Consider the following 12,005-nt stretch of genomic DNA (forward strand, 5'->3'; position numbering starts at 1 on the left):
CGCGACCGCAGCCGCTGTTAGGATTACACTTCAAAGGAAAAGTCCGACTCGATAAGTGTCGTTGTCCTACGGGGTAGTAATGGATATTCAGATTATTGAACGCGATGGCGAGCCCGAATACGCGGTTCTGCCGTGGGCTCAGTATCAAGCTTTATTGACAGCCGCAGGCCTCACCGAACCACTATCGCAAGCTGGCGCTACGTCTCAGGCAGCGCCGCCGGCCCAGAGTCTTCCGGGGCTGGATCAACTACGCAATCTGCGCGAAGGGAAGGGCATCGCCATCGAGGCGCTGGCCCGCAAAGTAGGTATCAGCCCGTCTTACCTGGCCCTGATTGAAAGTGGCGAGCGTCAACCCGACGCTGCGATTCGCCGCAGCCTGGCCTGGGAATTGACGGTGCCGGGGTGGAGGGAGCAATCGTGAGTGTAAGGATCAGTCGTCAGCACTGGGATGGGCTGTTGGGTGAGCTGGATCAAGCCCGTCGTCAACGTCACCTTTTAACCTATCGTGCGCTGCTGGAGCGATTGCAACTGCCCAGCCCGGCGATGCAGACCTTGACGGCCGCCCTGGAGCACCTGGCGGCCCTGGATGCCCGCGCCGAACAGCCACTGCGCAGCTCGTTGGTGATCAGCCAGGGAGCCAGTCGTTTGCCGCGTACCGGATTCTTCGAATGTGTTGAGCGCCTGGGGCGTTTTTCCGGGCCTTCCGATGGAGTGGCTGCCGCTTCCTGGCACGCTTCGGAAGTGGTGCGCGTGTTCGAGTACGAGTACCCCGAATCAGCGGAGGCGTGAATGTTCCTGCCACTCAAGGCGCGACTCGGTTATTGGCTGGCGCGCCGCTTGTTCCATTGGCCCTGGTTTATCCGTCAACCCCGTATCTGGCGTTGGATGGAAGGGCAATTCGCACGCATGGCCAATCTGGGTAATGTCGGTGCGCAGAGTTTCTATGGGCACATCCTGACCTTTCGCGGGCAAGGGCTTGGCGCGCGTGAGGAAGGTCAGCGCCTGTTGCGTCTGGCGGCATTGGCGGGTGATGGCAAAGCGGCCTATCAGCTCGGTGTGATCAGCCTTGCCGGCTCGCCCAGCAAGGCTCCCGATGCGGCCGAGGCTGCCCGTTGGTGGCGGCTCTCGGCGCAGGCCGGTCATCCTCTCGCGGAGCTCAAACTGATGCAGCTCGATCAATCGGCTGATCCCGCAGCGGCTCTTTGAGAGGATGGGCTCCCAGGCTGGCTGCGGCTTCCAGGCTGTCGATCACGTGGATGCTGTAGCCCTGGACGTTCTTGGCGTGATGCTTGGCCTGGGAGGCCAGTTCCGCCAGCTGACTGGAGTCCAGTTGTCCACAGGCCTCTGAATACAGATGCACCACGCCGATGGACAGCGATAACAGGGGAAACTCCTGGCGCACGCCCTGGCGGTTGGGCGCTACAAAACAGCCGGCTTCCAGGTGTTCGCTGCGATAGAAGCGCCGGCACTGACTGTGGAAGTCGTCCAGCAGCTGATTCAGACGCCTGCGCCAGTCCTCCGGGCCCAGCACCAGCAAGAAATCATCGCCGCCGATATGCCCGACAAAGTCGCGGCTGGGATCGACCCGATCATTCAGGCACTGAGCCAGGCACAGCAGCACTTCATCGCCACGGCCGTAGCCGTAGATATCGTTGAAGGGCTTGAAGCTGTCGATGTCCACGTAGCAGATCACCGATTCCCGCCCCTGCTGCAGCAAGCGCGTCAGGCACTGCTGGATGGGGACGTTGCCCGGCAGCAGGGTCAGCGGGTTGGCGTAGCGCGCCTGCTGGATTTTCAGCTCGGTGATCAGCTTGAGTACGTCGATGACCCGCCCCAGTCCCAAGTACTGGCCGTTGAGGGTGATGATGAAGTCTTCCTCGATGCGTTGCCGCGCGCGACTGGTGATCAGGCGGCTGACCTGTTGCAGCGATTGGCTGAGTTCGACGGCGAGGAAATCGTCGTTCATCAGGCGACTGATGGGCTTGCGGGCAAACAGGTCGGTGGCGAAGGGTTTAAGCAGGGCGTCCGAGAGCGAGTGGCGATGAACGATCCCGCAGGGCTGGCCCTGCTCGTCAAGAACCGCCAGGGAATTGAGGTTGGCTTGCCGGCGAAAGGCTTCCAGGACGTTGGCCGTTGGGGTATTGCGAGCGACCGCCGGTTGCTCGTTGAGCAGGGCGCTGAGGTCGCTGCCTTCATCGTTGAGCGCCACGCTGGTGTTGTCGTGTTTGGGCATCATGGTCCGCGCATCGCGGGGCGGCTGCTCCTGCGGTCGGCACAGCAAGTAGCCCTGGACCAGATCGACCCCCATTTCGGTGAGCACCGCCAGTTCTTCGAGCATCTCGATGCCTTCGGCGATGACCTGGGCGCGGGAGGCCTTGGCGATCTGCAGGATCGAACCGACAAACTCGCGTTTGAGCGCGTCCTGATGGATGCCATCGATGAAGTGTCGATCGATCTTCACGTAATCCGGTCGCAACTCGGACCACAGACGCAGGCTTGAATAGCCGGCGCCAAGGTCGTCCAGGGCGATGGAAAACCCCATGTCGCGGTAGTGATGCAGAGCATTCTGCAGCAGCTGAAAGTCGTCGATGGGCGTCTGTTCGGTGAGTTCGATCACCACCTGGCTTGGCGGGATGCCGAAGTCCTGCAGCAGCTGCAGGGTGCGTCCGGGCTGGTGGGCCGCTTCCAGCAGGGATTCGGGGGAGACGTTGAGAAACAGTTTGCCGGGCAGTTGCTGCTCGCTGAAGCGTTTGCAGGCGCTGTGGCGGCAGGCGATCTCCAGTTCGCTCAGGCGGCCGGCCTGGCGCGCCACCGCGAACAGGGCGACTGGGGAGTGCAGGGGGCTGTTGGAGGGGCCGCGACTCAGGGCCTCGTAACCCAGGATGCGCCGCTCGGAAAGGCTGATGATCGGTTGGAACAGGCTGTGCAAACCGCTTTGAGCCAGGATTGAACTCAATGCACTGAGCTGTTCGGTCGTGGTCATGGCGGTCTCTGTCGATAAAAAAAGGACCGGGCGCCGCTCCAGTTCAAGAGCGGCGCCCGGTCCTTTATTTCACGACAGAATGATGACTGTTTAATGACGATCCGGGGAGCGATCGAATTAAATTGCCATCATCTTCAGTGTTTGGCCACCGAGGTGTTGAGCTTCAGATAGTCCAGCAGAATGCGCCCGGTTTCACTCAGGTAGGCGTCATCTTCCGGCTTGGTCTTGTCCGGCTCGGCAGCAGCCAGCGCGTCTTCGTCCTCTTTCTTCAGCTCTTTGAGCGGCTCTTCGCCCTTGGCCTTGCGACGGGCGTTTTCCAGGGCCAGTTGCTTGGCTTCGATATCGGCATGTTGTGCGCGACGCTCGGCTTCGTTGAGGCTGACGGTCTTTTCCGCCATCAGTTTCTGTGCCAGGGCCAGTTTGTCGCGGATGAACACGAACTCCGGATCTTTCGCCGAACGGCTTTCGTGTTCGGCCTTGAGCTGGGCCAGGAACGGTTTGAACGGGTCGACGGCGGGCTTGATGGCCGGGCGAATGGTGTCCCATGGCATGGCTTCAGGCAGGGCGCTCTCGCCGATTTCCTTGGTGTCGATGATTGACGGATAGGCGATATCCGGCAGTACGCCCTGATGCTGGGTGCTCTGTCCGGAAACCCGGTAGAACTTGGCCAGGGTCAGCTTCAGCTCGCCGTGGTTCAGTGGCTGAATGGTCTGCACCGTGCCTTTGCCGAAGGTCTGGCCACCGATGATCAGCGCGCGGTGATAGTCCTGCATGGCGCCGGCGAAAATCTCCGAAGCCGAAGCCGAGAGGCGGTTGACCAACAGCGCCATCGGGCCTTTGTAGAAGGCGCCGGGGTTTTCGTCTTCCAGCACATCGACGCGGCCATCGGCGTTGCGGACCAGTACGGTCGGGCCCTTGTCGATGAACAGGCTGGTCAGTTCGGTGGCTTCCTGCAGAGAGCCGCCACCGTTGTTGCGCAGGTCGATGACCACACCGTCGACCTTGTCTTTCTGCAACTCGGTCAGCAGTTTCTTCACGTCGCGGGTGGTGCTCTTGTAGTCTGGATCACCGGCGCGGAACGCCTTGAAGTCCAGGTAGAAGGCCGGGATCTCGATCACCCCGAGCTTGTAGTCCTTGCCGTCCTGCTTGAGGTTGAGGATCGACTTCTTCACCGCCTGGTCTTCGAGCTTCACCGCTTCGCGGGTGATGGGCACGATCTTGCTGGTCTGGTCGTTTGGCGCATTGCTCGCCGGAATCACTTCCAGGCGCACCAGGGTGCCTTTCGGCCCGCGGATCAGCTTGACCACTTCGTCCAGGCGCCAGCCCACCACGTCGACCATTTCCTTGTCGCCCTGGGCAACGCCGATGATCTTGTCCGCGGGGGCTACTTGTTTGGTCTTGTCCGCCGGGCCTGCTGGCACCAGGCGCACGACCTTGACTTGGTCGTTGTCGCTCTGCAACACGGCGCCGATGCCTTCCAGCGACAGGCTCATGTTGATGTCGAAGTTTTCCGCGTTATCCGGCGACAGATAATTGGTGTGCGGGTCGTAGGACATGGCGAAGGTGTTGATGTAGGCCTGGAAGATATCTTCGGCCCGGGTCTGGTCCAGGCGCGCCAGTTGGTTCTTGTAGCGCTTGGTCAGGGTTTCCTGGATCTGCTTGGGATCCTTGCCGGCGATCTTCATCCGCAGCACTTCGTCCTTGACGCGTTTGCGCCACAGGTCGTCGAGTTCTGCGGTGGTCTTGAGCCAAGGAGCATCCTTGCGATCGATCAGCAAGGTTTCCTTGGTGGTGAAGTCGATCTTGTCGACGCCCTTGTTGAGTTCGGCCAGGGCGAAGTCCAGACGCGCTTTGACCCGGTCCAGATAACGCTTGTAGATGGTGAACCCGGCGTTCAGGTCGCCGCTCTTGAGGAAGTCGTCAAACTGGGTTTTCCATTTGTCGAATTCCGCAATATCGCTGGCCAGAAAGTAGCTGCGCGAGGGATCCAGCAGCTTCAGGTAGCTGTCATAGATGATCACCGAGCGCGCATCGTCCAGCGGCGGTTTGCTGTAATGGTGGCGTTTGAGCAGTTCTACAACATTGAGGCTGGCAATTACCTCATCGCGATCGGGCTGAAGGTTGTCCCAGCTATTGGCTGCGAACGTATTGGTCGACATCGGCAGTAAGCCGAAACCAATGAAAAGGGCGAGGGCGGTGCTGGGGAACAAATGCTTCATGCTGATTCGACGCGGGGGCAATTGATAACGCATATTAGGCCGTCTTTGAAGTCGCCGGTTCCATAAAGGCCGGTCGCATAATGCAAAAAGCCCGGTGCTACCGCTCCGGGCTCAGTCCAGACTCACTATGGAGGCACTGTGAAAGCATTGCAAGGCGTTGAAGGTCATGTGGAGTGGGTTGAAGAGCCAAGTCCTGCCTGTGATGTAGGGCAAGTTCGCATTCGGGTGGCGGCCGCGGGGCTCAATCGTGCCGATCTGCTGCAGCGAGCCGGACTCTATCCGCCGCCTCCGGGGGCCAGCCCGATTTTGGGCTTGGAATGCTCCGGGATTATCAGCGAAGTGGGCCCGGGTTCGTCCTGGCAGGTCGGCGATCGTGTCTGCGCGCTGCTGGCCGGGGGCGGCATGGCTGAGGAAGTGGTGGTGGATGCACGCCATGTGCTGCCGGTGCCGGAAGGGCTGTCCCTGGTCGAGGCGGCGGCGTTGCCCGAGGTCTATGCCACGGCCTGGCTCAACCTGTTCCAACTGGCGGCGCTCAAGCCCGGGGAGAAGGTGCTGTTGCACGCCGGGGCCAGTGGTGTCGGCTCGGCCGCCATTCAACTGTGCAAGGCGTTCGGCAATCCGTGCTGGGTCAGTGTCGGTTCCGCCGATCGCCTGGCCTATTGCGAAAGCCTGGGCGCCCAGGGCGGCGTGGTGCGTACCGATGGCCTGGAAGCGCTGCGGGACTTTGGCCCGTTCGACGTCGTCCTTGATCCGGTAGGCGCCAATTACGCGGCCAACAACCTCAAGTTGCTGGCCGTGGATGGGCGCTGGGTATTGATTGGCTTGATGGGCGGGCGCGAAGCGCAGCTGGACCTGGCCCAGGTGCTGGCCAAACGCATCCAGTTGCTGGGCTCGACCCTGCGCAGCCGCAATGAACAGTTCAAGGCCGACCTGCTGAGCGACCTCGGGCAGAATGTCTGGCCGCTGTTCACTGAAGGACGTCTGAGCCCGCAGTTGGCCAAGACCTTCCCGATTCAGGACGCAGAAGCCGCCTTTGCCGAGCTGGCGACCAATCAGGTGTCGGGCAAGCTGGTGCTGGTGATCGACCCCAGCCTGAACTGAGCCCTGTAGAAGCTGACCTGCCGGCGAAGGGGATTCAGTTCGCTGGCAAGCCAGCTTCTACACAAGCCAGCTCCGGGGTTCTCGGGGGCGGGTCACTTCCAGTGGTGGATCAGCCAGCCGGCCTTTTCTGCGTGCTCACGCAATACCTGGTCGGGGTTCACCACCCGCGGATGATCCACTCGCAACAGCAACGGCAGGTCGTTGCGCGAGTCGGAGTAGAAGGTCGCGCCCTCCAGGTTTTCTTCCTCGGCATCCAGCCATTCCAGCAGACGGGTGATCTTGCCTTCACGGTAGGTCAGGGTGCCAACGGTGCGGCCGCTGTAGACCCCATGCTGCACCTCCAGCTCGATGCCTAGCACTTCGTCGATGCCCAGGCGGGCCGCAATCGGTTTCACCAGATGGGTGCCCGAGGCCGAGATCACCAGGATCCGGTCGCCGGCCTGGCGATGGGCGGCAATGGCCTTGCAGGCATCACTGAAGATGATCGGCTCGATCACCTCTTCGACCCAGGGCTCGACCAGGTGCGCGACTTCTTCCGGGGTACGTCCGGTCATGGGCTCCAGGCTGAAGTCCATGAACTCCTCCATGGCCAGCTTGCCGTGGCTATAGGCGTCCATCAGTTCATGGTTGCGACGCATGAACGACTCGCTGTCGACCCAGCCCAGGCGGCCCATCTGTTCGCTCCAGAGGGTGGCGCAGTCGCCGTGAATCAGGGTTTCGTCCAGATCAAAAATTGCCAAGGCCATCAGTGCCGCTCTCTCTTGAGGATCAATTGCGTGAATGCCATCAGGCTACCTCACACAGGGCTGTCGGATCGATGCTCAATGCCAGACGCTGGCCGTCTGCATGAAGGTCATCGGCCGAACGATTGAGTACATCCACCACCAGTTCCACGCCACGGGCTTCGATCCGATAACGGATCACATTGCCCAACAGGCTGTGGCTGCGTACCAGGGCCTCCAGTTGCCCCTCCTTGCGCAGCTCGATGGCTTCCGGACGAATGGCGATGCGCCCGCTGACCGGCCGTTGCAGCAGCTTGCTGGCGCTCTCGGCGGACAGCAGGTTGTAGTTGCCGATAAAGCCCGCAGCGAAGGCATCCACCGGTGCGGTGTAGAGGGTTTCGGCGTCGCCGCTCTGGACGATCTTGCCCTGGTTCATCAGGAAGATCCGGTCGGACATGGTCAGCGCTTCTTCCTGGTCATGGGTGACGAAGATGGTCGTCAAGCCCAGTTCCCGCTGGATATTGCGGATCTGTTCGCGCAGGTGCTTGCGGATCCGCGCATCCAGGGCCGACAGCGGTTCGTCCAGCAACAGCAGGCGCGGCCGGGTCACCAGGGAGCGTGCCAGGGCCACGCGCTGGCACTGGCCGCCGGATAGCTGGTGCGGGTAGCGGCTGGCGTAGTCGTTGAGCTCCACCAATTGCAGGGCCTCCTGCACGCGCTTGCGGCTGTCGTCGGCGTTGACCTTCTGCATGCGCAGGCCGAAGGCGACGTTCTGTTCCACCGTCATATTGGGAAACAGCGCATAGCTCTGGAACACCATGCCGATCCCGCGTTTCTGCGGGCTCAGGGGCACGATGTCCTGGCCATCGAGGAGGATCTTGCCGCCGTCCACCGAGGTCAGCCCGGCGATGCAGCGCAGCAGGGTGGACTTGCCGCAGCCGGACGGGCCCAGCAGGGTGACGAACTCACCTTTCTGGATCTCGCAATTGATGTCGCTGAACACCGTGGTGCCGGCGTAGTGCTTTTGCAGGTGTTGGACGCTGACGAAGCTCATTGGCTTTTGTCCTTGTTCAAGATGTTGGCGGCCCAGGTCAGAACCAGCACAAAGAAGAAGTAGGAAATCACCAGGGCGCTGGTGAAGTGGCCGCTGCTGTTGCGCATGTTGTTCAGGTAGACCTGCAGGGTTTCATAGCGGGTGCCCACCAGGATGTTGGCGAACACGAACTCGCCGAACAGGAACGAAAACGACAGCAACAGCGCCACCATCAGGCCCTTGCGCAGGTTCGGCAGGACCACCAGGAAGGCCGCCTGCCAGGTGCTGGCGCCGAGCAGTTGGGCGGCGTCCATCAGGTCGCGCAGGTTGATCGCCTGCAAATTGTTGGTGATGGCCCGGTACATGAACGGCAGCGCCACGGTGAAGTAGCAGCCGATGAGGATCCAGGGCGTGCCGACCATGGCCAAGGGGCCCGAGCCATAGAGTTGCAGCAGGCCCACCGAAGACACCACCGGCGGCACCGCGAAGGGCAGCAGGATCAGGATGTTCATCAGCGCATCGAGCCTGGGGAAGTGGTAGTGCACCACGAACAGCAACGGCAGGATCAGCACCACCGACAGCACCAGCGCGCCGACGCAGACCAGCAGCGACTGGCCGAAGGCATTGAGAAAGCGCGGGTCGCTCCACAGCTGCAGGTACCACTTGAAGGTCAAGCCGCTGGGCAGGATGGTGGCCGACCAACTGCTGGCGATGGAATAGACAAAGGTCCCCAGCAGCGGCAGCAGCAGGATGGCGAACAACAGGTAGACCACCACCCGGTGGTAGAGCGCGGCTGAGCCGGGTTCAGCGCGAGACATGGTAGCTCCTCTTCAGCAGCAGCTGATGGACGATGGTCACCAGGGTCATCAGGGCCACCAGCACCACGGCCAGGGCGCTGGCCATGTTCGGGTCAAGGGAGATGTCCCCGGAAACCATGGCGGCAATGCGGATCGGCAACACGTTGAAGTTGCCGGTGGTCAAGGCGTAGACCGTGGCATAGGCGCCCAGGGCATTGGCCAGCAGGATGACGAAGGTGCCGAGCAATGCCGGGGTCAGCACCGGCAGGCCGATATGGCGCCAGAACTGCCAGCCGTTGGCTCCCAGCAGCGCGGCGGATTCACGCCAGTCTTCGCGCAGGGCATCGAAGGCCGGGTACAGCAACAGCACCCCCAGGGGAATCTGGAAGTAGGTGTAGAGAATGATCAGCCCGGTCTTGGAGTACAGGTTGAAGTCCTGAATGATCCCCGACTGCTTGAGCATGATGGTGATGGTGCCGTTGAAGCCCAGGAGGATGATGAAGGCAAAGGCCAGGGGTACGCCGGCGAAGTTGCTGGTCATGTTGGCGAAGGCGTTGACGAAGTTGCGCAGCTTGGAGTCCACCCGGCGCAAGGAGTAACTGCCCAGCACCGCAATGATGATGCCGAACACGCTGGACCAGAAACTGATCTCCAGGCTGTATTGAATGGCCTGCAGGTAGAACTTCGAACTGAAGATCTTGCTGAAGTTGGCCAGGCCCCAGCCGAACTCTTCCGACTGCAGGCTGTTGATCAGCACCCACACCAGCGGGGCGATCTGGAACACGATGAAAAACAGGGCAAAGGGCACCAGGCACAGGGCCGCCAGCCATTTGCCGCGGGTGACTGAATTCACTGCAACAGCTCCCGGCAGAAAGGTTTGTCATGGGCCACGCCCAGCAGTTGGCAGACCGTGCCGCACAGATCGGTCTGTTTCGGCATGGCACCCGGATCGAGACTGAAGGCATCGCCGAGCACGAACAGCGGGACTTCCCGCTCCTCGGCCAGCAGGCCGTTGTGCGAGCGGTCGTTGTTCATGCCGTGGTCAGCCGTCACCAGCACCTGATAGCCGGCGTCGAGCCAGCCTTGCAGGTAGTCGGCGAGGATGATGTCCGCCGAGCGCGCGCTGTTGCGGTACTGCGAACTGTCCAGGCCGTGCTTGTGCCCGGCATCGTCGATGTTCATCGGGTGCACCAGGAGCAGGTTCGGTTGGTAGCGCAGCCGCAGGTGCTCCGCATCGGCGAACAGGTGGGAGTCGGGGTAGTGGTCGTTCCAGTAGAAGTGGCCGTACTGGATCGGCAGGTCCGGGTTGGCGGTATGGCGGTCCCGCGGAGCGTTGAACGGCGAGCGGTTGTACAGCTCGCTGACCCAGTGATAGGCCGCGGCAGCGGTGATCAGGCCAGCATCGCGGGCGTAGTGGAACAGGCTGCGCTGGGTGGACAGGCGCGACACCTGGTTGTGCACGATGCCGCTGTCGATCGGTGCCACACCGGTGAGGATGCATTCGTACAGGGGCCGGGACAGGGCTGGCAACTCGCATTGCAACTTGTACAGGGCGGCGCGGCCTGCGCCGACGTAGGCCTGCAAGTGCCCCATGGCGTGGCGGGCTACTTCGTGGTTGAGGCCGTCGAGCACCACAAGGATGACGTTGTGCTTCATGAACGGGGAAACTCCGGGATCAGGTAGCGCATGGATCCTGCAGGAGCGGCCGGGCGGCACTGCGTTTGCCGGCGAAGGCGTCTGCACCTTGGTACAGGCCTGCGCCGGCAAGCCGGCTCCTATGACTGATGCAGCGTTACGGCATGTTGATGATCACTTCTTCCTGCCACTTCTGCGGCAGGGCCTTGGAGGTTTTCTCCCAGGCGTCGGCGTCCTTGATCGGAGTCACGTGCTTGTACTGCTCGTTGGGCAGCAGGTTGGCCTGCACGTCCGCCGGCAGGGTCAGGTGCTCGGCGCGGATCGGCCGCGCGTTGCCGCGAGCCAGGTTGGTCTGGCCGGCATCGCTGAAGATGTATTCGCGGGTCAGCTTGGCGGCGTTGGGGTGCTTGGCGTACTTGTTGATGATGGTGGTGTAGCCGGAAATCACCGAGCCATCGGACGGGATCAGCACTTCGTAGTCGTCCTTGTTGACCATCTTGTTGCGGTAGCTCAGGCCGTTGAAGTCCCAGACCACGCCGACTTCCACTTCACCCTTTTCCATGGTGGCGATGGTCGGGTTGGCCAGGGACAGGCGACCCTGCTTGGCGATCTCGGCGAACATCAGCAGCGCCGGCTGGATGTTCTTCTCGTCGCCACCCTTGGCGATGGCGGCGGCCAGTACGCCGTTGGCGGCTTGGGCTGCGGTGCTCACGTCACCGATGGACACCTTGTACTTGCCCTTTTCCAGATCGGCCCAGCTCTTGGGGGCTTCGGAACCGTGCAGCAGCTTCTTGTTGATGATGAAGGCGATGGTGCCGGTGTAGGCCAGCGCCCAGTTGCCGTCCTTGTCCTTGGCCCAATCCGGGACCTGGGCCCAGGTGCTTGGTTTGTAAGGCTGGGCCACGCCCTGCTTGACCGCGATCGGGCCGAAGGCTGCGCCAACGTCGCCGATGTCGGCGCTGGCGTTGTCTTTCTCGGCGGCGAACTTGGCGATCTCCTGGGCCGAGCTCATGTCGGTGTCGATGTGCTTGAGGCCGTAGGTTTTCGCCAGGTCCTCCCAGGTGCCTTTCCAGTTGGCCCAGTCATCGGGCATGCCGACGCTGTTGACTGCGCCTTCTGCTTTCGCAGCGGCTTCCAGGGTTTTCAAATCGTTGTCAGCAGCCATGGCGGCGGTGCACAGGGCAATGGTCGAGCCTAACAGTGATGCCAGGAAAAGCTGTTTCATCCGAAGCTCCTTTGGGCGTGTTCAACGCTGCGTTGTTATCGACGGTCTTGCGGTGGGTTGGTCTAGGTCAGCAATACCTGAGCCAATTTAGGCGTGTTGGATGACACTTTGATGTCGGTGCCAACGGTCGGCGCATGGATTCGGGCGCAGGTCTGGCGCTGCGAAATAAGCGTAGACCATGGCCAAACACCCGTTCTGCAAGGTTCTGGCGGGCAATTTGCAGGTTCGCCGGGGGCCCGCTCGGCGGCTTTGTCATCTCTCAGTCATATGCATTGCCTAGGCTTTGGACA

At 61.7% G+C, this 12,005-nt stretch carries 12 protein-coding genes; 4 read left to right on the top strand and 8 right to left on the bottom strand.

Features of this window, described 5'->3' with window-relative positions:
* Positions 1–79: 79 nt before the first annotated feature.
* Genes GGI48_RS23965 through GGI48_RS23975 form a run of 3 tightly spaced genes read left to right on the top strand, consistent with a single transcriptional unit; the run spans position 80 to position 1,206 of the window.
* Positions 80–421 (top strand): multiprotein-bridging factor 1 family protein, encoded by a 342-nt coding sequence (locus tag GGI48_RS23965; protein WP_179600338.1) that lies wholly within the window; start codon positions 80–82, stop codon positions 419–421.
* Complete coding sequence (locus tag GGI48_RS23970) at positions 418–789, top strand: hypothetical protein (protein WP_003179080.1); 372 nt, start codon at positions 418–420, stop codon at positions 787–789. The genes GGI48_RS23965 and GGI48_RS23970 overlap by 4 nt, the downstream gene beginning before the upstream one ends.
* The gene (locus GGI48_RS23975; RefSeq protein ID WP_080963127.1) at positions 790–1,206 is read left to right on the top strand and encodes a hypothetical protein; all 417 of its coding nucleotides are present in this window, start codon (positions 790–792) and stop codon (positions 1,204–1,206) included.
* On the opposite strand, the gene GGI48_RS23980 is transcribed toward GGI48_RS23975, so the two are convergent.
* Together GGI48_RS23980 and GGI48_RS23985 are read right to left on the bottom strand one after the other, a co-directional pair.
* Positions 1,157–2,983 (bottom strand): bifunctional diguanylate cyclase/phosphodiesterase, encoded by a 1,827-nt coding sequence (locus tag GGI48_RS23980; protein ID WP_016963887.1) that lies wholly within the window; start codon positions 2,981–2,983, stop codon positions 1,157–1,159. The genes GGI48_RS23975 and GGI48_RS23980 overlap by 50 nt on opposite strands.
* 134 nt (positions 2,984–3,117) lie before the next feature.
* Positions 3,118–5,202: a carboxy terminal-processing peptidase gene (locus tag GGI48_RS23985; RefSeq protein ID WP_179600340.1), complete on the bottom strand. Its 2,085-nt coding sequence runs from the start codon at positions 5,200–5,202 to the stop codon at positions 3,118–3,120.
* Positions 5,203–5,340: 138 nt separating this feature from the next.
* Here GGI48_RS23985 and GGI48_RS23990 point away from each other — a divergent pair, with 138 nt between their 5' ends.
* Complete coding sequence (locus tag GGI48_RS23990) at positions 5,341–6,303, top strand: NAD(P)H-quinone oxidoreductase (RefSeq protein ID WP_016963886.1); 963 nt, start codon at positions 5,341–5,343, stop codon at positions 6,301–6,303.
* 92 nt (positions 6,304–6,395) lie between these two features.
* On the opposite strand, the gene GGI48_RS23995 is transcribed toward GGI48_RS23990, so the two are convergent.
* The 6 genes from GGI48_RS23995 to GGI48_RS24020 form a co-directional block, all read right to left on the bottom strand.
* Complete coding sequence (locus GGI48_RS23995; RefSeq protein ID WP_179600342.1) at positions 6,396–7,049, bottom strand: HAD family phosphatase; 654 nt, start codon at positions 7,047–7,049, stop codon at positions 6,396–6,398.
* A gap of 40 nt (positions 7,050–7,089) precedes the next feature.
* Positions 7,090–8,079: an ABC transporter ATP-binding protein gene (locus GGI48_RS24000; protein WP_179600344.1), complete on the bottom strand. Its 990-nt coding sequence runs from the start codon at positions 8,077–8,079 to the stop codon at positions 7,090–7,092.
* Positions 8,076–8,876: an ABC transporter permease gene (locus GGI48_RS24005; RefSeq protein ID WP_016963883.1), complete on the bottom strand. Its 801-nt coding sequence runs from the start codon at positions 8,874–8,876 to the stop codon at positions 8,076–8,078. Before GGI48_RS24005 ends, GGI48_RS24000 begins: the two co-directional genes overlap by 4 nt.
* Entirely contained in the window at positions 8,863–9,708 is an 846-nt protein-coding gene (locus GGI48_RS24010; protein WP_047305597.1) for an ABC transporter permease, read from the bottom strand. Before GGI48_RS24010 ends, GGI48_RS24005 begins: the two co-directional genes overlap by 14 nt.
* Positions 9,705–10,511, bottom strand: coding sequence for an alkaline phosphatase family protein (locus tag GGI48_RS24015; RefSeq protein ID WP_179600346.1), 807 nt, complete (start codon positions 10,509–10,511; stop codon positions 9,705–9,707). The genes GGI48_RS24010 and GGI48_RS24015 overlap by 4 nt, the downstream gene beginning before the upstream one ends.
* Before the next feature lie 136 nt (positions 10,512–10,647).
* On the bottom strand, positions 10,648–11,715 hold the full coding sequence (locus GGI48_RS24020) for an ABC transporter substrate-binding protein (RefSeq protein ID WP_016963880.1): 1,068 nt from the start codon (positions 11,713–11,715) through the stop codon (positions 10,648–10,650).
* Positions 11,716–12,005: the final 290 nt, after the last annotated feature.

The sequence above is a fragment of the Pseudomonas protegens genome (assembly GCF_013407925.2).
In the GTDB taxonomy this organism is placed as follows: Bacteria; Pseudomonadota; Gammaproteobacteria; order Pseudomonadales; family Pseudomonadaceae; genus Aquipseudomonas; species Aquipseudomonas fluorescens_AP.

Bases quoted from the DNA above. Each gene is read 5' to 3' on its own strand.
- GGI48_RS23965 (WP_179600338.1), top strand. From the start codon at position 80: ATGGATATTCAGATTATTGAACGCGATGGCGAGCCCGAATACGCGGTT.
- GGI48_RS23975 (WP_080963127.1), top strand. From the start codon at position 790: ATGTTCCTGCCACTCAAGGCGCGACTCGGTTATTGGCTGGCGCGCCGC.
- GGI48_RS23980 (WP_016963887.1), bottom strand. From the start codon at position 2,983: ATGACCACGACCGAACAGCTCAGTGCATTGAGTTCAATCCTGGCTCAA.
- GGI48_RS23985 (WP_179600340.1), bottom strand. From the start codon at position 5,202: ATGAAGCATTTGTTCCCCAGCACCGCCCTCGCCCTTTTCATTGGTTTC.
- GGI48_RS23995 (WP_179600342.1), bottom strand. From the start codon at position 7,049: ATGGCCTTGGCAATTTTTGATCTGGACGAAACCCTGATTCACGGCGAC.
- GGI48_RS24000 (WP_179600344.1), bottom strand. From the start codon at position 8,079: ATGAGCTTCGTCAGCGTCCAACACCTGCAAAAGCACTACGCCGGCACC.
- GGI48_RS24005 (WP_016963883.1), bottom strand. From the start codon at position 8,876: ATGTCTCGCGCTGAACCCGGCTCAGCCGCGCTCTACCACCGGGTGGTG.
- GGI48_RS24015 (WP_179600346.1), bottom strand. From the start codon at position 10,511: ATGAAGCACAACGTCATCCTTGTGGTGCTCGACGGCCTCAACCACGAA.
- GGI48_RS24020 (WP_016963880.1), bottom strand. From the start codon at position 11,715: ATGAAACAGCTTTTCCTGGCATCACTGTTAGGCTCGACCATTGCCCTG.